Origin of the sequence: Shinella curvata, assembly GCF_022899935.1 — a bacterium.
Classification (GTDB): domain Bacteria; phylum Pseudomonadota; class Alphaproteobacteria; order Rhizobiales; family Rhizobiaceae; genus Shinella; species Shinella curvata.
Map to the genome: position 1 here is coordinate 260,751 of NZ_JALJCJ010000004.1, position 23,380 is coordinate 284,130.

The window sequence follows — 23,380 nt, forward strand, 5'->3', positions numbered from 1 at the left end:
TCGGAGTGTAGAAAAGCGCGTTCAATCCGGATTGCCAAGCACGCCGATCCGCTCGAAATGACCACGACCGAGATGGCCGGTGCCGTCGCGGATATCGGCAGTGATGGCGGCCTTGAGCGCTTCCGCATCGCGCCTGCCGATGGCCGCGAGCGCTTCCGCATGGCGGTCCACCTGATATGTTTGCGACAGCGTTTCCCCCGCCCGGCGCATGAAGGGGCCGAGCCGCAGCCAGAGGGATTCGATGAGCGGCAGCATGATGGTACCCGGCCGCGCTTCATAAAGGCAGCGGTGGAAATCGAAGTTCGCCTCCACCAGCCGTTTGAAATTGCCGATCGCAAGGGCCTGGTCCGCCTGTTGGTCGAAGGCCTTGAGGCGGGCCAGCCTGACGTCATCGATGAAGGGCATGGCGCGCTCTGCGGCCCGGGTTTCCAGTGCGATACGCGCTTCCAACACCTCCTCGAAGCGTTGTGGATCGAGATCCGGGACGCGGACGCGACGGTTGTCGAGAAGCTCCAGTGCGCCCTCGGCGACGAGACGATGCAGCGCCTCGCGCACCGGCATTGCGCTGACGCCGAGCGCGTCGGCGAGACCATTGATCGTTACCGGTTCCCCCGGCTCGAACTGTCCTGTCATGATGTTCCGCCGCAACACGCGGTAGACCCATTGTTTAGCGGATTCGGACGCTTCCCTCCCGGCTGCGACCAGCATGCTTATATCCTCCCGTCTGCCAGACCCGGTCGTGCCGGTTATCGTCTTTGGGCTGAATTCTCTGGGCTTTGCACGCAGAACTGATAATGTCGCAAAGCTGAAAATGACCCTTTACAGATTTGATCAAATTATGGTTTGTTGTGATCATAAGCAAGACAAGCCTATCACATAAGAGCCGTGATTAGCGGCCGGACAGAGGACAGCCGGCGGTTTGGGGCAGAGGACGCTCGGGGCACGCCGGTTCACAAACGGGGAACCGATGACTGACACCCGAACGACCGCAGCCCATGGCGGCGCCATAGGCCTGCACGGCATCAAGAAATGGTTCGGCACCTTCCAGGCCGTCGACAATGTGTCGCTGGATATCCGCTCGAACGAATTCTTCACTCTTCTCGGCCCTTCGGGCTGCGGCAAGACCACACTCCTTCGCATGATCGCCGGCTTCGAGTTGCCGACCGAAGGTCAGGTCCTCCTCGACGGCGTGGATATTTCCCGCCTCCTGCCGAACCAGCGGCCGGTCAACACCGTCTTCCAGAACTACGCGCTTTTCCCGCATCTGACGGTGGCCGAAAACATCGGTTTCGGCCTCAAGATGCTCGGCAAGCCGAAGTCGGAGATCGACAGCGTCGTCAAGGACATGTTGAAGCTCGTTCATCTCGACGGGCGCGGCAACAATCCGGTCACGCAGCTTTCCGGCGGCCAGCAGCAGCGTGTGGCGCTCGCCCGCGCGCTTGCGCCGCGGCCCAAGGTTCTCCTGCTCGACGAGCCGCTGTCGGCGCTCGATCTCAAGCTGCGCAAATCCATGCAGATGGAGCTGAAGCGCCTCCAGCTCGAAACCGGCATCACCTTCGTCTTCGTCACGCACGACCAGGAAGAAGCGCTGACCATGTCCGACCGTATCGCCGTTATGTCGACGGGTACGGTTCGTCAGGTCGGCTCACCCTGGGATATCTACGATCGCCCGGCCGAACGCTTCGTCGCCGACTTCATCGGCGAGACCAACTTCCTCGAGGCGGAGGTCATCTCGGTCTCCGGAGAGAAGGCCCGTGTTCGCCTGTCCTCCGGCGCTGAAATCAATGCGACCTATCCGGAAGGCATCACGCCGAAAGGCAAGGTGACGATCGTCGTGCGCCCGGAACATGCGCGTCTCGGTTCGTCCGGTTCGGGCATGCTGGAGGGTGTGCTCGACGATATCGTGTATCTCGGCACGGACAACCATTTCCACGTCAAGGTCGATGGCGGCAGCACCTTCATCGTACGCCAGCAGAATGCCAAGAGCGGTCATTGCGGCTTCTCCGAGCAGGAGCGCGTCAGCATCGCCATCAATGACGACGTCGCCCAGATCTTGAGGGATTAGCCATATGGTCAGCCCTCAGGACGTCAGCGAACAGCGGCAAAAGAAAGAAATCCGGGATCGCTGGTTTCTCAGCGCTCCCGCACTCATCCTCATCCTGGCCGCGAGTGTCGGCCCGCTCGTCATCGTATTGCTCTACTCCTTCCTCGCGCCCGGAAACTACGGCGATGTGAAATGGGAGTTTTCGACGGAGGGCTGGTTCAACGTTCTCTTCAGCCGCGATATCTTCGACGATACCGTATCACTCGCGGATGCCCATTTTCTGATCTTCTGGCGGAGCGTCAAGCTTGCCTTCGCGACGACGATCTTCTGCCTGATCTTCGGTTTCCCGACGGCCTATTTCATCGCGACGCGTGCGCCGCATAATCGTTCGCTCTGGCTGTTCCTGATCACCATTCCCTTCTGGACGAACATGCTCATCCGCACCTTCGCCATCCAGGAAGTGATCCGCTCGGAAGGCATCATCAACACGCTGCTGTTGAAGATCGGCATCATCTCCGCACCGATCCAGATGATGTTCACCGACTTCGCCATTATGCTGGGCATGACCTATGTCTTCCTGCCGCTGATGGTGCTGCCGCTCTATGCCAGTCTCGAAAAGCTGGATTTCCGTCTGGTCGAGGCGGGTTACGATCTCTATGCCTCGCGTTTCGGCGTACTCTGGCGGATCGTCATTCCGCTGGTGAAGCCCGGCATCATCGCCGGCTCCATCCTGGTCTTCGTGCCGGCGCTGTCGTCCTATGTGGTGCCGCGCGTTCTGGGCGGCGGCAAGAACCTGATGGTCGGCAACCTGATCGAGCTGCAATTCGGTCAGGGGCGAAACTGGCCGCTCGGTGCCGCACTGTCCGTCACGCTCGTGATCATCGTGCTTTTCGCGATGCTCTATTATGTCCGTAATGCATCGAAGTCCGGAGGCAGCGCCCATGGCTAAATCCTTCTCGATCAAGCGCCAGCCGGGCTTCGCCACCATTGCGATGTTCTGCTTCTTCCTTCTCTACCTGCCGATTGCGACCCTCGTCGTCTATTCGTTCAATTCCGGCATGTCGATCGCCACCTGGGAGGGCTTTTCGTTCCGATGGTTCGAAAGCGCCTGGAACAACCAGCAGGTCGTGGAAGCCTCCTGGCGTTCCCTGAAGATTGCGGCCGTCGCTGCGATCATCGCAACGGCCTGCGCGACGCTGGCCGCTATCGCCACGACGCGCACGGGACCCTATCGCGGCCTGACGTTCAAATATTCCGTCATCAATATGCCGCTTCTGGTGCCTGAAATCGTCACGGCCGTGGCGTTGCTGATCCTCTTCTCGCGCGTCAAAGTGTGGACGGGTTATTCAGGCCTCGGCTACCTGATCGTCGCGCATTCGGCGTTCTGCGTTCCGTTCGCTTATATGCCGATCAGGGCTCGTCTCGAGAGCATGGACCTCTCTCTAGAAAAAGCGGCGGCCGACCTCTACGCCTCCTCGTTCCAGACTTTCCGCTATGTCACGCTGCCGTTGCTGTGGCCTGGCATTCTCGCCGGTCTTATGCTCGCCTTCGTCATTTCGCTCGACGATGTCGTCATTACGGAATTTGTGAAATCCGGCGGACAGGACACGCTGCCGACCTATATGCTCGGCCAGTTGCGCCGCGTCGTGACACCGGAGATGAACGCCATATCGACAGTCTTTCTTGTGCTGTCGCTTGCGATCGTCACCCTCTTCTTCTTCCTGAGCCGTGAGCCTCAGAAGAACAACGAATAGAAAAGGAGAACAGCTGATGAAAATGAAACTGGGATTGATGGCGCTTGCCGCCGGCATGATGGCTTCCACCGCCATTGCGCGTGCCGAAGGCGAACTCAACATCTTCAACTGGGGCAACTATACCAGCCCGGAGATGATCAAGAAGTTCGAAGAGAAGTTCAAGGTCAAGGTGACGATCACCGACTATGACTCGAACGACACCGCCCTTGCCAAGGTCCGCCAGGGCGGCCATGGCTTCGACATCGTCGTTCCCTCGGCCAGCGTCATGCCGATCTGGATTTCGGAAGGCCTGCTTTTGCAGTCCGAGCCGAACCAGATGGAGAATTTCAAGAACGTCGACGAGCAGTGGGTGAAGGTTCCCTTCGACGAGGGTCGTCACTATTCGGTTCCGTGGCTGTGGGGCACCACCGGTGTGACGGTCAACAAGTCGATCTATTCGGGTGATCCGAACACCTCGGCTATCTTCCTCGATCCTCCGGCCGAGCTCGTCGGCAAGATCAACGTGCTGCCGGAAATGTCCGACGTGATGCACATGGTCGTCACCTATGCGGGCGGCGAACCGTGCACGGGCGATCTGACGGTCCTGAAGAAGGCGCGCGACATTCTCACCGCCGCCAAGCCGAAGTGGCTTTCGATGGACTACGGCAACATCGAAAAATACTCCAAGGTCGATATCGCAGCCGGTACGAACTGGAACGGCGCTTCCTTCCGTTCACGTCTTCAGAATCCGGACGTCATTTATGGCTATCCGAAGGAAGGCTATCCGGTCTGGATGGACAATGCTTCGATCCTGAAGGACGCCAAGAACGTCGAAAACGCAAAGCTCTTCCTGAACTTCATCATGGATCCGGAAAACGCCGCCATGCTTTCGGCCTTCGGCCGTTATGCCAACGGGATCAAGGGCTCGGAAGCCTTCATGCCGGAAGACATGAAGAACGCGCCGGAAATCGTCGTGCCGGAAGAGCTGAAGGCAGCTGGCAAGTTCAACCTTGCCTGCCCGCCGGATGTGCAGGAACTCTACACGAAGCTCTGGACCGAACTGCAGAAGTAAGCGGGTTCACCGCACAACGAGGACGGTCCAAGCGGGAAGGCCATGCGCCTTCCCGCGCCTTGGCTGGATTTTTCATGATCAAGACCTTTCAGGATAGGCACGGCTTCGCCCGCGCCGATGTGACGCTCGCCAATTGGCGCACCTCCCCTTACAGCCGCTGGACCTTCCAGAACGTGCGCGACTTCGTGCCGACGGCCGTGATCGCTGCCGAAGCCGTCGTCGCGGAACAGCCGCTTGCCAGCGATACGTTCCTGGATGCGGCCATGGAAACCGGCCTTGCCGGGGCTGATTCCGCGCGTGCCTTTCTGGAATTCGCCCACACGGATGCCTTCGTGATGATGCGAAAGGGCGAGATCGTCGCGGAATATTATGCCGCGCACGCCAATCCCGATGCGCCGCATCTCGTCTTTTCCATTTCCAAGTCGCTGACGGCTGTTATCTCCGGCATTCTGGAGGCGGACGGCATTCTCGATCCCGATCGCCCGGTGACGGATTACCTGCCGGAGGCCAAGGGCAGCGTCTATGGTGACTGCACCTATCGCGACGTGCTCGACATGCGCGTCAGCCTGGATTTCGAAGAGGCCTATCTCGATCCCTATGGCGCCTTCGCCCGCTATCGCCGTTCCATGCTTTGGAACCCGCCGATGCCCGGCGCCGAGCCGGAAAACCTCGCGGCCTTTCTGCTGACCTTGCAGAAGGCTGAACGCCCGCATGGCGGCCCGTTCTATTATGCCTCGCCGAATGCCGACCTGCTCGGCGTGATCATCGAGCGCGCGACCGGTGCCCGATTTGCCGACCTCACCTCCGATCTGCTCTGGAAGCCGATGGGTGCGAAGGGACTTGCCGATATCACGGTCGATGCGATCGGCACGCCGCGCACGGCCGGCGGCGTCTCCATGACGGCGCGCGATCTCGCCCGCCTCGGTGAACTCCTGCGCAATGACGGCGCGCGCGACGGCAAGCAGATCATCCCCATCGCCTGGATCCGCGACATGCAGGAGAACGGCGACCGGGAAGCCTGGCAGCAGGGCCGCAATGTCGACCTGCCGAACGGCCGTTACCGCAGCCAGTGGTACCAGTCCGGCGAGGCCGACCAAGCCTTCTGTGCTATCGGCATCCATGGCCAATGGCTCTATGTCGATCCGAGCACGGAAACGGTCATCGTCAAATTCTCCTCGCAGCCCGAACCGCTGGGCGACGAAGAAAACCAGGACGTCTTTACCTTCTTCCGGGCGCTCTGCCGCCGGGCAATCTAGAGCATTTCCAGCCGAAGCGAGATCGCTTCGGCGTCGGACAATGCGGCAATCCAAAAACCTCGGAGTATTTCCGGCGAACCGGAAATACTCCGGAAAATATCGAGGGAACACACCATGCAGACCGAAGCGAGCTTTATCATCCGCAATGCGCGGGTGTTGACCATGGACGAGGCCAATCCGCGTGCAAGCGCGGTCGCCGTTGCCGGCAACCGCATTCTGGCCGTCGGTTCCGAAGCGCAGATCGATGCCTTTTCCGGCCCCGATACGCATGTGATCGACGCCAAAGGCGCGACGGTCCTGCCGGGTTTCAACGAGGCGCATATGCATATTTTCGGCGGTTCGGCCGAACTGCGCGAACTGTCGCTCTACGGTATGAAGGGCTTTGACGCGCTGGACAAGGCGTTGAAGGCCTATTCCGCCGAGTATCCGGAGCGCCAGCTGCTGATCGCCCAGCATGCCGACTATACGATCCTCTCCGACGACGAACGCGTGACGCGCCATCATCTCGACCGCATCCTGCCGGATCGTGCCGTCTTGATCTTCGCGCCGGACCATCACACCGCCTGGGCCAACACGCTCGCCTTGAAGATGGGCGGCATTCTTGAGGGCCGCGACGTCGGCGTCGGCAACGAGATCGTCATGGGCGATGACGGCCTTGCCAATGGTGAGCTGCGCGAAAGCAACGCCATCCGTCCGGTCTCCGCGCTCAGCGAAACGGGTGGCCGCGAAATGCTCGGCGTGGGCACGGGCGGCGATCCCGAGCACGTGACGGCCGAACAGCGCGCAGGCGATATCGAGATCCTCAAGGAAGGCCTCGCCTATGTCGCCTCGCTTGGCATCACTTCGGTGCAGAACATGGATGGCAGCCTCTACCAGCTGGAAATGCTCGACGAGATCGAAAAGACCGTTGGCCTGCCGGTTCGCATGCGCATGCCCTTCCACATGAAGAACTTCATGCCGCTGTCAGACATCGAGACCAAGGCCGCCGCCTGGCGCGACCGCTTCAACTCGGATCGTCTGCGCTCGGATTTCGTCAAGCTCTTCATGGACGGCGTCACGGAATCCGGCACCGCCGTCTTCGTCGACGACTATTGCCACCAGCCCGGCCTAAAGGGCGATCCGCTCTTCTCGCAGGAGCATTTCAACGATGTCGCCATTACCGCCGACAAGCTCGGCCTGCCGGTCGCCGTGCATGCCATCGGTGACGGTGCGGTGCGCATGGTGCTGAACGGCTACGAGGCGGCGATAAAGGCCAATGGCAAGCGCGATAGCCGCAACCGCATCGAGCATATCGAAGTGGTGCATCCCGACGATATCAAGCGTTTCAAGGAGCTGGGCACTGTCGCATCCATGCAGCCGACGCATCCGCCGGGCAGCGCCGGCCTGCCGCTGGAGCCGTATCTCTCCTATATCGGCGAAGACCGCTGGCCCTATGCCTTCGCCTGGCGCACGCTGGTCGATGCCGGCGCGCCGATCGTGTTCGCCACCGACTGGCCGGTCTCGCCACTCGATCCGATGAACTGCATCCAGTGCGCCATGTCGCGCGAGGTGTGGAAGGAGGGCATGAAGGACGAGCGCCTGTCGCTGCACGAGACGCTGGCCGCCTATACCAAGAATGGCGCCTGGGTCGAATATATGGAAGACCGTAAGGGCGTGCTGAAGGCGGGTTACCTCGCTGATATCGTCGTGCTCGACGCTGACGTCGAGGCGACGGACTTCAACAAGCTCGCCACGGTTCGCCCGGTCACCACCATCTGCGACGGTCGCGTCACCTACCAGGCGTAATCCCGAAAACGGCCCTATCGTCTAGGGCCAATCCGTGTCATAGGCCGGGCAAGTCAATTGCCCGGCCTTTCCATGTATATCGCTGAAATCCTCGCTCTTTCTGCTGCCGTCTGTATTGCGATGAGTGGCATGCTCGTCAGCGAATTGCAGGGCCGTCTGCCGCTCTTCGATCTTGCCCGCCTGCAGATGATCGCGGCTTTTCTGATGACCGCTGCGGTGTCGCTTGTCCTCGGCGGCTGGCGCACGGTGGAACTCTGGCAGTTCGGTTATCTCGCCGTCTCCAGCCTGTTCGGCATCATCATAGCGAGCACCACCTATTTCGCGACGATCTATACGGCCGGCCCGCGCACCACGGCCCTGCTCTTTTCGCTCGCCTCGCCCTTCGCGGTTGTACTTGGCTACGTCTTTCTCGGGGAAACCCTGTCGGGCCAGCAGGGCATCGGCATTGCCTGCGTGCTGGCAGGCATCATGCTGGCCATCGGTGCTCGGTCGTCTTCGAAGGTCAAGGGCAGTCAAAACAAGACACCTTGGCTCGGCATCCTGCTGGGCGTGGTCACCGCTTTCGGTCAGGCGCTCGGCAGCCTTGCCGCCCGGCCGGCCATGGCCGGTGGCGTCGAGCCCTTTACCGCAATGGCGGTGCGTTCGGGCCTCGCCGCGGTCTTCTTCCTGCTTCTGATGGCCGTGCCGCATCCTGCCTTGAAGCCGTCGGCTCATATTACCAAGCGGTCGGTTGGTTTTGCCGTCGGCTCCGCGTTCCTCGGCGTCGGCCTCGGCATGTCGCTGCTGATGGCGGCATTGGCGCACGGTAATGTCGGGGTCGTCTCGACGCTGTCGTCGATGACGCCCGTCGTTATCCTGCCGATGGTCTGGGCAAGGAGCGGCATCGTGCCGCCGGCCCCCGCCTGGATCGGCGCAGCGCTCGCGGTATTCGGAACGGCGCTGATCAGCCTTTAGAGTGTTTCCGCAATTCCGGACGCAAAACCGCTGCACACTTTTACTGGAATTGCTCTAGGCTGGCCGGCCGAGATCGACGAGATACGTGTTTTCCGCGCGCGACTTAGCGTAGTCCTCGGGGCGCACTTCCGCGAACAGCAGCGTCTCACCTTCCGCTGGCGCTTCGGCGAGCAGCTTGCCATCGGGTGCGGCGATGCGCGACAGGCCGGCATAGGTAAAATTGTCGTCGGCGCCGCAATGGTTGATATAGGCGACGAAGACCTGGTTTTCGAAGGCGCGGACCTGGATCATGTGGTTGGCGATGAACGTGCCGGAAGAGCCCTTCGGTAGAGCCGTCGGCACGACGATGAGGTCCGCTCCGGCAAGCGCCAGCCTGCGGACGTTTTCCGGGAATTCGACATCGTAGCAGATCAGCATGCCGAGCCTGAGGCCGCCGAGCTCCACCATCACGGAATTCGGGACGCCGGGCTTGAAGACATCGCGCTCGTAATCGCCATAGAGATGGGATTTGCGATAGACGGCATTGGTGCCAATGCCATCGGTGAACAGCGCGCTGTTGTAGATCAACGTGCCCTCCTGTTCGGCAAATCCGGCGACGATGGCGATCCGGTTTTCCCGTGCGATGGCGCTGAGGCTCTCGGCCACCGCGCCCGTGGCGGGCGAGGCGAGGTTTTCGAAAGCCGCCTGCCCTGCCCCGTAGCCAGTGACGGCCAGTTCGGGCACGATCAGCAGCTTGGCGCCACCTGCGGCAGCATCGGCAGCTGCCGCCGCAATACGCTCGATATTCGCTTCGTCGTCGCCGGCGATCGCGTGCATCTGAAGGGCGGCAATCCGCATGGTCTCAATCCTTTGACGACATGGCGCCGAGCAGTTTCGGCAGATCGCCGAAGCGCGCGACGAGGCCGAAGATGGTGGCTGCGATCGCCACGAACAGAATCGTCACCGAGGCCATGGTCGGCGTATAGCCGTAGCGCAGGGCGTTGAAGATCTTGATCGGCAGCGTCTCCATCGTGAAGCCGATTGTCATGTAGGCAACGATGTATTCGTTGAGCGACAGCACGAAGGCGAAGGCATAGCCGGAGATGAGGTAGGGCAGGATCAGCGGCAGGACAACCGTGCGGAAGATCGTGCGGTCATCCGCCCCCATCGTGGCGGCGGCCTCCACCAGCGAACGGTCGATGGAGGAGAAACCGAGCGACAAGGTCACCAGCGGCAGCGTCACGAAGAAGATGGCATGGCTGATGACGGCGGTGGCCGGCTGGCCGTAGAAGCCAGTTGCCGCCCAGAATGTCAGCAGGCCAAGCGCCGTGATGACGGGCGGCAGCGTGAAGGGCGCGATGCCGAGCAGCTGAAAGATGTTCGCCCAGGGTGCATGGCGCCGCCAGAGGAACCAGGCGAGCGGCAGCGCGATCAGGAGCGCCACGGCGGCGGAAAGCGCCGCCAGCGTTATTGAGGCAAACAGCGCGTTGCGCCATTCGACATTGGCGAAGATTTCGCCGTACCAGCCAAGCGAGAAACCCTTGGGCGGGAACGCGAGATCTTGCTTCTCATTCACCGAAACGCCGGCGACGACGATGATCGGCAGCGACAGGAAGAGGCCGATGAGCCCGAAATAGGCCTTCTGCAGAAACCCGTTCATGCGGCTTCTCCCTTGCGGCCGGCAATGACCGTGAGTGCCACGAGGCCGAGCGTGACGAGCACGAGGAACACGGCCATGGCGGCGGCGAACGGCATGTTGGACTGGTAGATCGCCTGGTCGGTGATGAGCACCGAGAGCGTCCAATGCTGCGGTCGGCCGAGGATCTGCGGCAAGAGGTAGGAGCCGAGCGCGAAGATGAAGACCATGATCAGCGTGGCGACGATGGTATTCCTGAGCGCCGGCACGACGACCGTGAAGAAGGATTTGATCGGCGAGGCCCCAAGCGTGCGCGCGGCCTCCGTCAGCGTCGGATCGAGCCGCACCAGCGCAGGATAGAGCACGAGCACGGTATAGGGCAGCGCCTGATAGGTCATGGCCGTCAGCACCGCGCCGAAGCTAGGATTCAGCGCCACTGGCTGGTCCAGGATCCCGAGCATCACGAGAAGATTGGTAATGCCGGCGGTGCGCGAGAAGAGCGTCGACCAGGCAAAGCCGATGATGACTTCAGACAGCGACAGGATGGACAGCAACGCAACGAGCCAGAGCACCTGCGTTCTGCGCTTGGCACGCGATAGCAGGTAGGTGAAGGGCACGGCGAGCACGATGCAGCAGATCGCGACGGTGACGGCGAGAAACAGCGAGAAGCCGAGCACCTTGCCGAAGAACAGGCTGAGGAACCGAGCGTAATTTTCGAAGACGAAATCCGGCGTGTAGAAGCCGGACGGATTGCGCTTGAAGAACGAGACCGCGATCATCGTCGCGAAGGGCACGACGAAGAAGGTGATCAGCATGCCCGCGGGGAAGACGAGCGGGCCGTAGTCCGTGAGTTTTTGCGGGGCTTCGCGTCTCATGACTTGAGCACCACGCAGTCACCTGGGTTGAGCTGGACGCCGACGGACTGGCCGACGGACACGTCCGGTCGGGCGTTCGGCATGGAGACGGCGACGAGCTGCTTGCCACCGGCTTCTACGAAGGTTTCGATCGTGCCGCCGAGGTCGCGCACGAAGGTAACGGTGCCGGTGACCGGCGCATTGCCCGGTGCTGTGAGATGCACGTCTTCCGGGCGTATCGAGATGATGCCGGATTTCAGGCCGGCGGGAACGGCAAGGCCGGGGATCGATGCGCCGAGTACGCTGGCCCCGGAGCCATCAGCGTTGAAATCGATGAGGTTCGTCATGCCGATGAAGTCGGCGACGAAGGTATCGGCCGGGCGGCGGTAGATTTCCACCGGCGCGGCAGCCTGGCGGATTTCGCCGCCGCTCATCACGACGACGGTGTCGGCCATGGTCATGGCCTCGCGCTGGTCGTGGGTGACGACGATGGTGGTGATGCCGAGACGCTGCTGCAGCTGACGCAGTTCGACCTGCATGGCCTCGCGCAGCTTGGCGTCGAGGGCCGAGAGCGGCTCGTCGAGCAGGAAGAGTTTCGGTGAAATCGCGAGTGCGCGGGCAATCGCCACGCGCTGGCGCTGGCCGCCGGAGAGTTTCGCGACCGGCCGGTCGGCATAGCCGGAAAGGTGGATCATCGACAGAAGCTCGTCGACGCGCTTCTTCTGCTCCTCCTTGCCGACGCCGCGGATGCGCAGCGAATAGGCGATGTTCTCGCCGACCGTCAGGTGCGGGAAAAGTGCCAGCGACTGGAAGACCATGCCGAGATCGCGCTTGTGGGTCGGGACATTCGTGATGTCCTTGCCGTCGAGCTTGATCGCGCCGCCGGTTGGCAGGTCGAGACCGGCGACCATGCGCATGAGCGTGGTCTTGCCGCAGCCGGATGGACCGAGAAGGCAGACGAAGGTGCCGTGCGGCACAGTCAGTTCGACATTCTTTACGGCCGTGAACGTGCCGAATTGCTTGGTGACGTTCTGGAGGGTCAGTCCGGACATTGGTTCTCCGCTCGGCGCGTTTGGTTCAAGGCACTCGGCCGCCAGCATAGCCTTTTCGCTGGCGGCCGATCGAAGGCTGCAGACGTTTGATCGGGCTCTTATCAGCCTGCGATCATTTCCGTCCACTTCTGGTTCAGCCAGTCGGCCTTGGACGTGTAGAGGTCATAGCGCGGAATGATCGGATCGATATCCGACGATACGGCTGCGAACTCTTCGGCCGTAAGGTCGAGCAGGTCGCGCTTGACGGTGGGCGCGGTGCCGACCTTGCGCGACAGCAGCGCCTGGATCTTCGGCTGGCTCATATAGTTTATGAAGGTGTGGGCTTCCTCGACCTTGCTCGAGGCGCGCGACAGCGCCCAGCAACCAGAGTCCATGATGCCGCCTTCCTTCGGGAAGGTGGAGCGGACCGGCTGCCCATCGGCAGCGGCAAGGCCCGTCACGTCGTGGTAGTACTGGCCCATCGGGATTTCGCCCGACTTCAGAGACTGCTCGAACTGCGCCTCGTCGCGATACCAGAGGCGCACATTCGGCTTCACTTCGGCGAGCTTTTCGAATGCCTTCAGGAGACCTTCCTCTGTGTCGAGCGCGTTGGTGCCGCCGAAATGGGTCTTTGCAGTCACTTCGAGCAGGAACGAGTTGGAAACGAGCGCCAGCAGGCCGAGCTTGTCGGCGTTTGCCGGATCCCACAGGGCCGACCAGGACGTCGGCGCTTCCTTGAAGACATCGGTGTTGGTGACGAGCGTGATGTACCAGGCAACGGCACCGATGCCGGCAATGCGGCCATCCGGGTACTTGTTGACGAAATGGTCGATGAGGTTCGACGCGTTCGGGATCTTCGCCGTGTCGAGCGTTGCCCAGAGATCCGTCGACTGGCCCTTGAGCATGGCGACCTGCGACATCATGGAGACATCGGCCGGTGCCTGGCCGGCCTTGGCGGCCTGCTCGAGCTGGACGAGCCAGGCTTCACCGGTCGGCTCGGCGACCGATTCGACGGCGATGCCAGTCTCCTTGGTGAAATCCGCAAAGATGTTCTTGTCGAAGGAATCCTTGAAGTAGCCGCCGTAGACGCCGACCTTCAGCGATTTGTCCTGCGCGCGCAGCACCGCCGGCATGGCGAGCAGCGAGGCGCCGGCAACGCCCGCGCCCAGCACGGCGCGACGGCTGACATTGGTCTTGAGGATATCACGCATCGTGGTCTTTCTCCTGTTGGGCCGACCGGTTCATCCGGCCGGAGCGTTCCCGTTGTTGTTATTCTACGTCAGGCTGTCCGCGACACGGAAGGGCTGAAAACCATCAGGCTCAGAATTTCGAACAGAACCTGCGCGCCGGCATGGGCGCTGTTGGTCGTCGCGTCATATTGCGGGGCGACTTCCACCACGTCACCGCCGACGAGGTTGATACCCTTGAGGCCGCGGATGAGTTCGAGCACTTCTCGGGTGGTGAGGCCGCCGATTTCCGGCGTGCCGGTTCCGGGCGCAAAGCTCGGGTCGAGGCTGTCGATATCGAAGGAGAGATAGGTCGGGCCGTCGCCGACGATGGCCTTCGCCTTCTCGATGATGGCGGGAATGCCGAGGCCGCTCACGTCTTCCGCATGGATGACGGTCATGCCGGACTCGTAGGAGAACTCCCAGAGGTATTCAGACGAGCCGCGGATGCCGATCTGGATGGTGCGGGTCGGGTCGAGCACGCCATCGAGCACCGCGTTGCGGAACGGGCCGCCATGGTGGAACTTCGTCTGGTCGAACAGGCCGCCGGTGTCGCAATGGGCGTCGATATGGATCATGCCCACCGGCTGCTTCTTGCCGACGGCCTTCATGATCGGATGGGTGATCGAATGGTCGCCGCCGACGGCAAGCGGGATCACGCCTGCATCAACGATCTGGTTGAAGCGCTTCTCGATGTCGTCATGGCTGAGTTCGAGGCGATAGCGGCTCTGGAAGGGCACATCGCCGATATCGGCAACGCGCAGGTCGTGAACCGGCGCGCAGTCGAGAACGTGGTTGTAAGGGCCGATGCGTTCGATCGTGCGCATGGCGCGGGGCCCAAAGCGCGAGCCCGGGCGATTGGTGACGCCGAGATCCATCGGCACGCCGGTGATGGCGACCTGCAGGTTGCCGAAATCCGGTTCATTGGCATCGACCTGCATATAGGGAGCGGAGAGGAAGGTCGGGACGCCGGCATAGGGTGCAAGGCGGGTGCCATTCTTGGTGAAGATCTTGTCGGCGACCTTGCGGAAGGCGGGGTCGAACATCTCCCCACCATGGCTCGCGCCGTATTTCGCCTTGAGTTCGTCCAGCTTGCTGCTCATCGTGCCTACCTCATCGCAAATGAAAGATGCGGGCAGACCGGGGGCCGGATCAAAAGCGTTTCGATGTGTTCCCCCGGGGTCTTTGCCCTCGTTCCGCGTAGTATCGTAACAAAACGGCTAGAAAAGCAATTGACATTGTTATAGCGATTGGCGTGAGAAAAATTCACATATCGGGTCTTCCCCTTCATGACTGCGCGCCTTCCGCCGCTCAACCCGCTCCGTGCCTTCGAGGCGACCGCCCGCCGCGGCGCCGTGTCGGCCGCCGCACGGGAATTGAACGTGACGCACGGGGCCGTCAGCCATCAGATCAAGGCGCTCGAAGAGTCGCTCGGAACGCCTCTCTTTGAACGTGGCGGCAAGCGCTTGAAGCTGACGCCGCAGGGTGCTCTGCTGTTGCCCGCCGTCACCAATGCCTTCGGCGAGATAGCGGCGGCGACCGCCCTGATGAAGCAACCGGAGACGAGTGGCGATCTCACCATTACCTGTGTGCCGGCCCTGCTTTCGCTCTGGCTCATTCCGCGCCTCAACACCTTCACCGACCAGTTCCCCGGCGTGCGCGTCACGTTGATCGCGTCGAACGACCCGGAAAACCTGCGTTCGCTCGATACGGATGTCAGCGTGCTCTATGGCGATGGCAACTGGCCGGATTACTGGACGCGGCTTTGGTCTCGACTGGAACTCTTTCCTGTCGCCAGCCCGACCCTGCTCAACAATCGACCGTTGCGGTCTCTGCGTGACCTTTCCGACCATACGCTCTTTCATGGCGACGATGGCCGCGAGTGGAGTACCTGGCTCTCGGCCGCAGATGCGATCGACATCGTGCGCGGCCGGCAGCATTTCATGAGCGATGCCCGTCTTTCCACCGAGGCCGCCCTGCATGGGCAGGGAATTGCGCTTGGTGACACGATTACCGCCGGCCATCTCATCGCGCGCGGCGAACTGGTTGTGCCTTTCGATCTGACTGTGCCGGCCAATGACGCCTTTTATGTCGCCTGCCGGCAGTCCATGCGGCAGGCACCTATCGTCAAGGTTTTCATCGACTGGCTGTTCGCCTCGCTCGAAGAAAGCCTGCCCGAGCCGCAGACCTCCGCCCGTATGCTGCTGCGCGGTCGCGGTACGCGGACGGCCGAGCCCTTTCGCCCGATCCCGGCTCCGGTCAAGCGCCGGACCGTATCCACCCCCCAGCGCAAGACCCGCGCCTGATTTCTGACGGAACTGACCATGTCTCGTTTCAACCCGCTCGTCGAAACCCTTGCCGCCCCGCCGATCCCGCATGTCTTCGCCTGGGGCGATGCCTATGACGGCCGCAACGGCCCGATGATCGATTTTTCGCAGGCCGTTCCCGGCTATCCGCCACATCCCGACATGCTGCGCCTTCTTGGCGAATATGCCGCTTCGCGCGCCTATACCGGCTACGGTCCAATCGAGGGTGAGGATAGCCTGCGCAAGGCCTATGCGGCGCATCTTTCCGAAACCTACGGCCTGCCGCTCGCCGCTGGCAATGTCCATGTCACGGCTGGCTGCAACCAGGCCTTCATCTGTGCCGCCATGGCCATTGCCGGCGCTGGCGATGCCGTCTTGATGACGGATCCCTATTATTTCAACCAGGAGACCACGCTCTCGATGCTCGGCATCAAGACGCGTTTTGCCGCCTGCGATGCCGCAAACGGTTTCCTGCCCGACGTCGCGACAATTGCCGCGGCGATCACGCCGGATGTGCGGGCGCTGGCGCTCGTCTCGCCGAACAATCCGACTGGCGCCGTCTATCCTGCGGCATTGCTCTCTGAGATCTACGACCTCTGCGCAGCGCGCGGCATCTGGCTGATCCTCGACGAAACCTATCGTGATTTTCGGCCGGTCGGTGCGGGCCGTCCGCATGATCTGTTTGGCCGGGCGGGCTGGGAGAATACGCTGATCAGCCTCTACAGCTTCTCGAAGTCCTTCTGCATTCCAGGCCATCGCCTCGGCGCCATCACGGCGGGTGCGGACGTGATCGAGCAGGTGGCAAAGATCATGGATAATCTGCAGATCTGCCCGCCGCGTTCGGCGCAGGCGGCGGTCGCCACCGCATTGCCGCTTCTGGCCGATTGGCGCGACGGGAACCGGTTGGAGATCGCGCGCCGCGTCGAGGCACTGCTGTCCACCATGGCTGGCGCGCCGGCCTGGAAGGTCGGTGCCGTCGGCGCCTACTTCGCCTTCATCGGCCATCCTTTCGAGGGCGTTCCGTCGGCCCGCGTTGCAGAAAAACTTGCCAAGGAAGCCGGAATCCTCTGCCTTCCCGGAAGCTATTTCGGTGCCGGCCAGGAGGGCTACCTGCGCTTCGCCTTTGCCAATGCCGACACGCAGACGATCGGGTTGCTGAGGGAGCGCCTCAATCGATTCGCAATGGATTGATCGCGGGTACTCCCCTTTTGGTCGAGTTAGGACGGCCTGAAATATACTCGGAGCGTTACGCTGGGCTTGCAAATTCGCAAAATCGTTCCTCACGCCTTGATTGCGTTGGAAAAGCCTGCAATCGCGTATGAAGTGCCTTGCGCCGACCGCGCGGGCTTCTATGGTCATACACAGGCCGCATGCCGGATTTCTCCGGCATAGGGGAAAGGTGGCCAAGTCGTGGAAAAGATAAGCGAAACTTACAATGCCACTTCACCCGAGGCGCTGGCTGCCTCCACGGTCTCCCAGAGCGTGGTGCATCAACTCCGCCGGGCACACGGCCGGTTCATGCACCGGTTCCTTCACCATTTTTCAGCGGTGAACCTGCGTCCTGCGGAATACAGCGCGCTGGCGCTGATTGCGGAGAATCCCGGGCGCAAACAATCTGAAATTGCGGCCACCCTTGGGATTCAGCGGGCCAATTTCGTGTCGCTTATGAACGATCTCGAAGGGCGATGTCTGACGGAGCGGCGCAGTGTTCCGAACGACCGCCGCTCCCACGCGCTTTATCTGACGGCGTCAGGCCAAAACCTCCTCAGTGACGCGCGGCGGGCCGAGGCTGATTTCGAGGCCGAATGCCTGGAGCGATTGGGAGGGACACCGGCCCGCGAGCAGTTTCTGGCACTTCTCGCTCGTCTTTTCGGTTGAGCGAGATCCTTGCCGTCGGGGCTTGACCTTGCCATGGGGGAAGGCTTCAGCATGTCCGGGCAAATCAGGAGACTGCCCATGAGCACCACGCTTTCCTTCACCGTATCGGACATGACCTGCGGCCACTGCGCCAAGACCATTACCGGCGCCGTGCTTGGCGCATACCCGGCTGCGAAGGTGGAAATCGACCTTTCCGCCAAGCGCGTCTCGATCGACAACGCCGGTGACCGCGCCGCCGTCGCCTCCGTTATCGAAGCGGAAGGTTATACACCTGTCGCTGTGGACTGAAGGACAAAAGGCCGCTTGACCTTGACATGGTGGGAAGGTGCACGATCTATCCAAACAGGATGAAAGGTGCCCCCATGCTCACCACCGTGCCGCCGCAAGCTCGGCAAACGATCAAGCTTTCCATCTCCGACATGACCTGTGCGTCCTGCGTGCGCCGGGTCGAAAAGGCGATTGAGGCGGTGCCGGGGGTATCCGGCGCTGCCGTCAACCTCGCGACGGAGAAGGCCGATGTGACTTTCGCGGCCGCGCCAGATGCTGTTGCCGTGGCCGAGGCGGTGCGCAAGGCGGGTTACGGTGTTGCGGAAGAGGTGCTCGAATTTCCTGTCGAAGGGATGACCTGCGCTTCTTGCATCGGCCGTGTCGAGAAGGCCTTGAAGGCTATTCCGGGCGTGACGGATGCGGCCGCAAACCTCGCGCAGGAGCGCGCCCGGGTCCGTTTCTTTCGAGGCGCCGCCTCCTTTGACGACTTTGCCGCGGCGGTCGAACGGGCCGGTTACAAGGCGATTCGCGAAACGGAGGTAGCACCCGTCGAGGAGGATCGTCGGGCTGCGGAGGTCAAAAAACTGCGCCGTGATCTCACGATCGCGGCGGTCCTGACGGCACCGCTCTTCGTGATGGAGATGGGGGCGCATGCTTTCCCGTCGTTTGGCCACTTCATCCATGAAATGCTTGGGATACAGACGAGCCGCATCATCCAGTTCCTTCTGGCGACGCTGGTTCTCGCCGGGCCGGGCTTGCGTTTTTTCCGCAAGGGTATCCCGAGCCTGCTGCGCCTTGCACCCGACATGAACTCGCTTGTTGTTATCGGCACGTTTGCTGCCTGGAGCTTTTCGACGGTCGCCACCTTCGCGCCGGAACTGTTGCCGGGCGGTACTGCGAATGTCTATTTCGAGGCTGCGGCCGTCATCGTCACGCTTATCCTTGCCGGCCGCTTCCTCGAGGCCCGCGCCAAGGGGCGCACCGGGGAAGCAATCCGGCACCTGGCGGGGTTGCGCGCGAAATCCGCGCGTGTCCTGCGCGAGGGCAAGGTGGAAGACGTTCCGCTGGAAAGCGTCGCTCCCGGCGATATGGTGCTGGTACGGCCAGGTGAGAAGGTTCCCGTCGATGGTGAGGTGACGGACGGCAGTTCCTATGTCGACGAATCGATGATCACGGGTGAACCCATGCCCGTTGCGCGTGCGGCTGGGGACATGGTCACCGGCGGTACGGTCAACACGACGGGTTCTCTGACCTTCCGCGCCACCCGCGTCGGGGCCGACACGGTGTTGTCCCAGATCATCCGCATGGTTGAGGACGCCCAGGCGGCGAAGCTGCCGATACAGGCGCTGGTCGACCGCGTCACACAATGGTTCGTGCCTGCCGTAATGGGGGCTGCACTCCTCACCTTCGGCATCTGGCTCGCCTTTGGGCCGAGCCCGGTTCTGGCCCATGCCCTGGTCAACGCCGTCGCCGTGCTCATCATCGCCTGCCCCTGTGCCATGGGTCTCGCGACGCCGACATCCATCATTACGGGCACGGGCCGGGCGGCCGAACTCGGTGTGCTCTTCCGGCAGGGCACAGCGTTGCAGACGCTGGAGCGAACCGACATCGTTGCCGTCGACAAGACCGGAACGCTGACCCTGGGCCACCCCACCCTGACGGAGATCGTGCCGGCAGAAGGGTTTTCGCGCCATGAGGTTCTGTCCCTCGTCGCCGCCGCCGAGGTGCATTCCGAACACCCAATCGCCATGGCCATCCATGAGGCCGCAGTCACGGAGGGGATGGATGTTCCCCCTGCCGGCGATTTCACGGCCGTTTCCGGCCAAGGCATTTCGGCGGTTGTTAGCGGCCGCAGGGTCGCGGTCGGCTCCGTCGGCTTCCTGCGATCAATCGGCCTCGATGTCGCGGTGTTTGCCGATGACGCCGATCGGTTGGCCGCTGAAGGCGCCTCGCCGCTCTACGCGGCTATCGATAGCAGGCTGGCCGCCCTCTTTGCCGTGACGGATCCGGTCAAACCGACGACGAAGGATGCGGTTGCCGCGCTGAAGGCACTTGGTCTCGAGGTCGCGATGATCACGGGCGACAACCGCCGCACCGCCGAGGCTGTCGCAGCCACGCTCGGTATCGACCGGGTCATGGCGGAGGTGCTGCCGGACGGCAAGGTCGCGGCCGTGAAGGCGCTGTCTGCCGGCGGGGCGAAGAAAGTCGCCTTCGTCGGTGACGGCATCAACGATGCGCCAGCGCTGGCCGCGGCCGATACGGGCATCGCCATCGGCACAGGCACGGATGTCGCCATCGAAAGCGCGGATGTGGTGCTCATGGCCGGCGACATGCGGGGTGTGGCCATCGGGATCGCCCTGTCCCGGGCGACCATGCGCAACATCCGGCAGAACCTGTTCTGGGCCTTCGGCTATAATGCCGCGTTGATCCCCGTCGCCGCCGGGCTCCTTTATCCGGCGTTCGGCATCCAGCTTTCGCCGGCCCTTGCGGCGGGCGCCATGGCGCTTTCCAGCGTCTTTGTCATCTCGAATGCGTTGCGCCTCAAGCGCTTCCAGTTGCCGTTCCAGAAAGGAGGCCGGGCATGAATATCGGCGAAGCAGCAAACGCAACGGGCGTCACCGCCAAGATGATCCGTCACTACGAGCAGATCGGCCTTATCCGCGAGGCCGGCCGCACCGGGGCGGGCTATCGCACCTATGGTCCGAAGGATCTCTCGACGCTGTCCTTCATCCGCCGATCGCGGGATCTCGGCTTCTCCATCGTCCAGATCCGCGACCTTCTGGCGCTCTGGCAGGACCGGGCACGCGCCTCGGGCGACGTCAAGCGTATCGCCAGCGCCCATATCGATGAAATGAAGGAGAAGATGCGCCTACTGCAGGAGATGGTGCACACGCTGGAGCACCTTTCCGCTCACTGCCACGGTGACGACCGGCCGGATTGCCCGATCATAGAGCAACTGGCAGCTGGCAAGGCCGAGGGCAGTTGCTGCTAGAACATCCCCGCAAGATTGCGAAGCGGTTTTGCGGCCGGAAACGCTCGGGATCAGGCGCTAGCAGAAAGATGCTCGTGCACCGCGAGCCAGCGACCTGCGGTATTTCGCGCAAAGACGATGGTTTCGCGCTCGTTGTTCTTCACCGTCTCGCCGCCGACGGAAACGTCTGTCTCGACGGAATGAGTGAAGATTGCGACATCGCCCACAAGCTGAACCTTGCGATCCGTCGAGCGGCAGGCCAGCACGCGGAAACCGTCCTGTTCCTCCCAAAGCGCCCACACCGCTTCATAGGCCGCACGGTCATTCAGCGTGTGATCGAGATTGTGGAAGAGAAAGGTCGCCTCCGGCGCGAAAGCTGCGAAGTAGGCATTGCGATCATGCCGGGAGAAGGCGCCTACCAATGCATCGGCGGCGGCAAGGACGGTGGATTCCATATCAGTCATGCGGGCCTCAAACGATCTTGACGGTGCTGATGAGTGCGGCGATGGGCTCGTGCTGCGCGTTGACGCGGGCCTTCAGGTCCTCGAGCGGCATGGCGTCCACCCGGCAGAATTCCGTGAACATCGCATTGAGGTTGTTGAAGAACACTTCTCCCATGGCCTGCGTGTCGATGCTGGCATGCACCACGCCACGGGTCTGCAGCGTTTGTACGAGTTGCACGACCTGTGCGCAGAGCTGACTGTCGAGTTCCGTATAGCGGCGGGAGAGCGGCGTTTCCGGCTGCTGGATGGAGATGGCCATAGCCGTGCGCCACATTTCCTTGGAGAGGTAGAACAGCGAGTGGTCGTAATATTGCTCGATCAGCGTGCGCAGCGCCTCGGCGACGTTGAGAGGCGGGTTGGCGACGATGCGGGTACCTGCTTCCAGCACTTCCGTCACTTCCATGGCGACAGTCGCTACAAGGATATCCCCCTTGTTCTGATAGTAGTTGTAGAGCGTTCCGACGGAGACTTCCGCCATTTCGGCGATATCCTCGATGCGAGCGCTGTCATAGCCCTGCTCGCGAAACAGCGTTGTCGCGGATTCGAGAATGCGGCGGGTCTTGTCCGCCTTCTGTTTTGCGCGCAATCCGGCCATCAGAACCTCCGTTGGAATCTCCTCAAAAATGAGATTGACTTAAAAAATGAACTCGTTCAATCTTTTTCTCAAGGCGTCGTGATGAACGCCATTCGCCAAGGCCAAAAGCCTTCACTCAGAGGGAACGAAAATGACGAAAACCGTTTTGGGCGGACTCTCCCGCCGCATGCTTCTTGCCACCGCAGCAGCGCTTACGCTTGCACCCGCCGCAGCCAGCGCGCAGGACGAGCTGAATGCGCTCGTCTGGTGCGATCATACCGACCCGGCGTTGGTCGAGCCCTTTGAGAAGGCCAACAACGTCAAGGTCAATCTCAAGGAATATGAGGGCACGGGCGCTGCGATCTCGATCATTGAGCAATCCCGTCCCGGTGATTGGGACGTGCTGGTCATCGACGCCGTCGATGTGCCGCGCGCCATCGACATGGACATTCTCGGCGAAATGCCGGCCGACAAGCTGCCGCTGAACGACCTCTTCCCAGAAGTCCGCATGGATGCGACGACGACCAAGGACGGAAAGGTCTACGCGGTCACGGAAAAGTTCGGCTACAACACGATTTCCTACGACAAGACCAAGGTCGATCCGGCGGATATGGAAGACCTCTCCGTCGTCTGGTCGGACAAGTACAAGGGCCGTATCGCGCTCTATGATTATTATCTTCCCATGGTCGGCCTGACGGCCGTCGGCATCGGCAAGAAGACCGCCGACCTCAAGCTGGACGATCTGCCGACGATCAAGGAAAAGCTGTTCGAAATGAAGAAGGTCGCCCGCCAGGCAAGTGACGTCGTTGCCTCGCAGACGGCGCTGGCGACCGGCGAAGTCGATATTGTGGTGGGCGGCGGCGAGTGGCTGACGGCCGGCCTTTCGGCGGAAAAGCCGAACCTCGATTGGACGATCCCCAAACAGGGTGCACTGCGCTGGGCGCAGTCGATCGGCGTCTTCAAGGACAGCGAAAAGCAGGATCTCGCGCTGAAATTCGTGCAGTACATCGTCAGCCCGGAGGGCCAGGCGCGGCTTGCGACGTCCTCCTGCTACTGGGCGATGCCGGCCAATGCCAAGGCGGGCGAACACCTGAGCGACCAGCAGAAGACGGCGCTGCGCTGGGACAAGCAGCCGGAGTATCTAAAGAATTCGCAGCTTTACCCGGTCGCCGATGCCGATATGGATGCGGCGATGCAGGACATCTGGACGGAAACGCTCCAGCAGTAAGGTTGGTGCGGATGGGTGGATCCTCGGGTCAAGCCCGAGGATGACGGTGGGGAGGTGTTGGCGCCTCCTCCTCGAACGATTTG

Annotated in this window: 23 protein-coding genes; 14 read left to right on the forward strand and 9 right to left on the reverse strand. The window is 61.9% G+C overall.

The features are described 5' to 3' along the window. Positions 1-21: 21 nt before the first annotated feature. Complete coding sequence (locus MUU55_RS16190) at positions 22-708, reverse strand: GntR family transcriptional regulator (protein WP_280518987.1); 687 nt, start codon at positions 706-708, stop codon at positions 22-24. Positions 709-967: 259 nt separating this feature from the next. On the opposite strand from MUU55_RS16190, the gene MUU55_RS16195 reads away from it, so the two are divergent. The 7 genes from MUU55_RS16195 to MUU55_RS16225 all read left to right on the forward strand — a co-directional run bounded on the left by MUU55_RS16195 (position 968) and on the right by MUU55_RS16225 (position 8,844). Beyond that, entirely contained in the window at positions 968-2,065 is a 1,098-nt protein-coding gene (locus MUU55_RS16195; RefSeq protein WP_244761786.1) for an ABC transporter ATP-binding protein, read from the forward strand. Positions 2,066-2,069: 4 nt separating this feature from the next. Beyond that, the gene (locus MUU55_RS16200) at positions 2,070-2,993 is read left to right on the forward strand and encodes an ABC transporter permease (RefSeq protein ID WP_244761787.1); all 924 of its coding nucleotides are present in this window, start codon (positions 2,070-2,072) and stop codon (positions 2,991-2,993) included. After that, positions 2,986-3,798 (forward strand): ABC transporter permease, encoded by an 813-nt coding sequence (locus tag MUU55_RS16205; RefSeq protein WP_244761788.1) that lies wholly within the window; start codon positions 2,986-2,988, stop codon positions 3,796-3,798. The genes MUU55_RS16200 and MUU55_RS16205 overlap by 8 nt, the downstream gene beginning before the upstream one ends. A 16-nt stretch (positions 3,799-3,814) precedes the next feature. Continuing rightward, on the forward strand, positions 3,815-4,849 hold the full coding sequence (locus MUU55_RS16210; protein ID WP_244761789.1) for an extracellular solute-binding protein: 1,035 nt from the start codon (positions 3,815-3,817) through the stop codon (positions 4,847-4,849). A 74-nt stretch (positions 4,850-4,923) separates the two neighbouring features. Further along, the gene (locus MUU55_RS16215; RefSeq protein WP_244761790.1) at positions 4,924-6,105 is read left to right on the forward strand and encodes a serine hydrolase domain-containing protein; all 1,182 of its coding nucleotides are present in this window, start codon (positions 4,924-4,926) and stop codon (positions 6,103-6,105) included. 114 nt (positions 6,106-6,219) lie between these two features. Then, a complete protein-coding gene (locus tag MUU55_RS16220) occupies positions 6,220-7,890 on the forward strand; it encodes an amidohydrolase (protein ID WP_244761791.1) in 1,671 nt (556 codons plus the stop codon). Between the two features lie 72 nt (positions 7,891-7,962). Then, positions 7,963-8,844, forward strand: coding sequence for a DMT family transporter (locus MUU55_RS16225; RefSeq protein WP_244761792.1), 882 nt, complete (start codon positions 7,963-7,965; stop codon positions 8,842-8,844). Between the two features lie 54 nt (positions 8,845-8,898). Here the strand turns inward: MUU55_RS16225 and MUU55_RS16230 are convergent, their stop codons facing one another. The 6 genes from MUU55_RS16230 to speB form a co-directional block, all read right to left on the reverse strand. Next, positions 8,899-9,681 carry a carbon-nitrogen hydrolase family protein gene (locus tag MUU55_RS16230; RefSeq protein ID WP_244761793.1) on the reverse strand — a complete coding sequence of 261 codons (783 nt, stop codon included), beginning with the start codon at positions 9,679-9,681 and terminating at the stop codon, positions 8,899-8,901. Positions 9,682-9,685: 4 nt separating this feature from the next. Next, positions 9,686-10,483 (reverse strand): ABC transporter permease, encoded by a 798-nt coding sequence (locus MUU55_RS16235; protein WP_244761794.1) that lies wholly within the window; start codon positions 10,481-10,483, stop codon positions 9,686-9,688. Then, positions 10,480-11,334: an ABC transporter permease gene (locus MUU55_RS16240; protein ID WP_244761795.1), complete on the reverse strand. Its 855-nt coding sequence runs from the start codon at positions 11,332-11,334 to the stop codon at positions 10,480-10,482. Before MUU55_RS16240 ends, MUU55_RS16235 begins: the two co-directional genes overlap by 4 nt. Beyond that, positions 11,331-12,365 (reverse strand): ABC transporter ATP-binding protein, encoded by a 1,035-nt coding sequence (locus tag MUU55_RS16245; protein WP_244761796.1) that lies wholly within the window; start codon positions 12,363-12,365, stop codon positions 11,331-11,333. Before MUU55_RS16245 ends, MUU55_RS16240 begins: the two co-directional genes overlap by 4 nt. Before the next feature lie 101 nt (positions 12,366-12,466). Further along, positions 12,467-13,555 (reverse strand): ABC transporter substrate-binding protein, encoded by a 1,089-nt coding sequence (locus MUU55_RS16250; RefSeq protein ID WP_280518988.1) that lies wholly within the window; start codon positions 13,553-13,555, stop codon positions 12,467-12,469. Positions 13,556-13,623: 68 nt separating this feature from the next. Next, a complete protein-coding gene (gene speB, locus MUU55_RS16255) occupies positions 13,624-14,673 on the reverse strand; it encodes an agmatinase (protein WP_244761797.1) in 1,050 nt (349 codons plus the stop codon). A 186-nt stretch (positions 14,674-14,859) separates the two neighbouring features. Here speB and MUU55_RS16260 point away from each other — a divergent pair, with 186 nt between their 5' ends. The 6 genes from MUU55_RS16260 to cueR all read left to right on the forward strand — a co-directional run bounded on the left by MUU55_RS16260 (position 14,860) and on the right by cueR (position 21,013). Beyond that, positions 14,860-15,876, forward strand: a complete 1,017-nt coding sequence (locus MUU55_RS16260) for a LysR substrate-binding domain-containing protein (RefSeq protein WP_244761798.1) — start codon at positions 14,860-14,862, stop codon at positions 15,874-15,876. A gap of 18 nt (positions 15,877-15,894) precedes the next feature. Continuing rightward, the gene (locus tag MUU55_RS16265) at positions 15,895-17,067 is read left to right on the forward strand and encodes an aminotransferase (protein WP_244761799.1); all 1,173 of its coding nucleotides are present in this window, start codon (positions 15,895-15,897) and stop codon (positions 17,065-17,067) included. 219 nt (positions 17,068-17,286) lie between these two features. After that, positions 17,287-17,754, forward strand: a complete 468-nt coding sequence (locus MUU55_RS16270) for a MarR family winged helix-turn-helix transcriptional regulator (protein WP_244761800.1) — start codon at positions 17,287-17,289, stop codon at positions 17,752-17,754. A gap of 78 nt (positions 17,755-17,832) precedes the next feature. Beyond that, positions 17,833-18,042: a heavy-metal-associated domain-containing protein gene (locus MUU55_RS16275; protein ID WP_244761801.1), complete on the forward strand. Its 210-nt coding sequence runs from the start codon at positions 17,833-17,835 to the stop codon at positions 18,040-18,042. Between the two features lie 74 nt (positions 18,043-18,116). Beyond that, positions 18,117-20,606, forward strand: coding sequence for a heavy metal translocating P-type ATPase (locus tag MUU55_RS16280; protein ID WP_244761802.1), 2,490 nt, complete (start codon positions 18,117-18,119; stop codon positions 20,604-20,606). Then, positions 20,603-21,013 (forward strand): Cu(I)-responsive transcriptional regulator, encoded by a 411-nt coding sequence (cueR, locus tag MUU55_RS16285; protein WP_244761803.1) that lies wholly within the window; start codon positions 20,603-20,605, stop codon positions 21,011-21,013. Before MUU55_RS16280 ends, cueR begins: the two co-directional genes overlap by 4 nt. A gap of 50 nt (positions 21,014-21,063) precedes the next feature. Here the strand turns inward: cueR and MUU55_RS16290 are convergent, their stop codons facing one another. Continuing rightward, the gene (locus MUU55_RS16290) at positions 21,064-21,456 is read right to left on the reverse strand and encodes a YybH family protein (protein WP_244761804.1); all 393 of its coding nucleotides are present in this window, start codon (positions 21,454-21,456) and stop codon (positions 21,064-21,066) included. Between the two features lie 7 nt (positions 21,457-21,463). After that, positions 21,464-22,090: a TetR/AcrR family transcriptional regulator gene (locus tag MUU55_RS16295; protein WP_244761805.1), complete on the reverse strand. Its 627-nt coding sequence runs from the start codon at positions 22,088-22,090 to the stop codon at positions 21,464-21,466. Between the two features lie 130 nt (positions 22,091-22,220). Here MUU55_RS16295 and MUU55_RS16300 point away from each other — a divergent pair, with 130 nt between their 5' ends. Continuing rightward, a complete protein-coding gene (locus MUU55_RS16300) occupies positions 22,221-23,297 on the forward strand; it encodes a polyamine ABC transporter substrate-binding protein (protein ID WP_244761806.1) in 1,077 nt (358 codons plus the stop codon). Positions 23,298-23,380 lie beyond the last annotated feature (83 nt).

Excerpts from the sequence above, each read along its gene's own strand:
- MUU55_RS16190 (WP_280518987.1), bottom strand. The coding sequence starts at position 708 with ATGCTGGTCGCAGCCGGGAGGGAAGCGTCCGAATCCGCTAAACAATGG.
- MUU55_RS16195 (WP_244761786.1), top strand. The coding sequence starts at position 968 with ATGACTGACACCCGAACGACCGCAGCCCATGGCGGCGCCATAGGCCTG.
- MUU55_RS16200 (WP_244761787.1), top strand. The coding sequence starts at position 2,070 with ATGGTCAGCCCTCAGGACGTCAGCGAACAGCGGCAAAAGAAAGAAATC.
- MUU55_RS16205 (WP_244761788.1), top strand. The coding sequence starts at position 2,986 with ATGGCTAAATCCTTCTCGATCAAGCGCCAGCCGGGCTTCGCCACCATT.
- MUU55_RS16210 (WP_244761789.1), top strand. The coding sequence starts at position 3,815 with ATGAAAATGAAACTGGGATTGATGGCGCTTGCCGCCGGCATGATGGCT.
- MUU55_RS16215 (WP_244761790.1), top strand. The coding sequence starts at position 4,924 with ATGATCAAGACCTTTCAGGATAGGCACGGCTTCGCCCGCGCCGATGTG.
- MUU55_RS16220 (WP_244761791.1), top strand. The coding sequence starts at position 6,220 with ATGCAGACCGAAGCGAGCTTTATCATCCGCAATGCGCGGGTGTTGACC.
- MUU55_RS16225 (WP_244761792.1), top strand. The coding sequence starts at position 7,963 with ATGTATATCGCTGAAATCCTCGCTCTTTCTGCTGCCGTCTGTATTGCG.
- MUU55_RS16230 (WP_244761793.1), bottom strand. The coding sequence starts at position 9,681 with ATGCGGATTGCCGCCCTTCAGATGCACGCGATCGCCGGCGACGACGAA.
- MUU55_RS16235 (WP_244761794.1), bottom strand. The coding sequence starts at position 10,483 with ATGAACGGGTTTCTGCAGAAGGCCTATTTCGGGCTCATCGGCCTCTTC.
- MUU55_RS16240 (WP_244761795.1), bottom strand. The coding sequence starts at position 11,334 with ATGAGACGCGAAGCCCCGCAAAAACTCACGGACTACGGCCCGCTCGTC.
- MUU55_RS16245 (WP_244761796.1), bottom strand. The coding sequence starts at position 12,365 with ATGTCCGGACTGACCCTCCAGAACGTCACCAAGCAATTCGGCACGTTC.
- MUU55_RS16250 (WP_280518988.1), bottom strand. The coding sequence starts at position 13,555 with ATGCGTGATATCCTCAAGACCAATGTCAGCCGTCGCGCCGTGCTGGGC.
- speB (WP_244761797.1), bottom strand. The coding sequence starts at position 14,673 with ATGAGCAGCAAGCTGGACGAACTCAAGGCGAAATACGGCGCGAGCCAT.
- MUU55_RS16260 (WP_244761798.1), top strand. The coding sequence starts at position 14,860 with ATGACTGCGCGCCTTCCGCCGCTCAACCCGCTCCGTGCCTTCGAGGCG.
- MUU55_RS16265 (WP_244761799.1), top strand. The coding sequence starts at position 15,895 with ATGTCTCGTTTCAACCCGCTCGTCGAAACCCTTGCCGCCCCGCCGATC.
- MUU55_RS16275 (WP_244761801.1), top strand. The coding sequence starts at position 17,833 with ATGAGCACCACGCTTTCCTTCACCGTATCGGACATGACCTGCGGCCAC.
- MUU55_RS16280 (WP_244761802.1), top strand. The coding sequence starts at position 18,117 with ATGCTCACCACCGTGCCGCCGCAAGCTCGGCAAACGATCAAGCTTTCC.
- cueR (WP_244761803.1), top strand. The coding sequence starts at position 20,603 with ATGAATATCGGCGAAGCAGCAAACGCAACGGGCGTCACCGCCAAGATG.
- MUU55_RS16290 (WP_244761804.1), bottom strand. The coding sequence starts at position 21,456 with ATGACTGATATGGAATCCACCGTCCTTGCCGCCGCCGATGCATTGGTA.
- MUU55_RS16295 (WP_244761805.1), bottom strand. The coding sequence starts at position 22,090 with ATGGCCGGATTGCGCGCAAAACAGAAGGCGGACAAGACCCGCCGCATT.
- MUU55_RS16300 (WP_244761806.1), top strand. The coding sequence starts at position 22,221 with ATGACGAAAACCGTTTTGGGCGGACTCTCCCGCCGCATGCTTCTTGCC.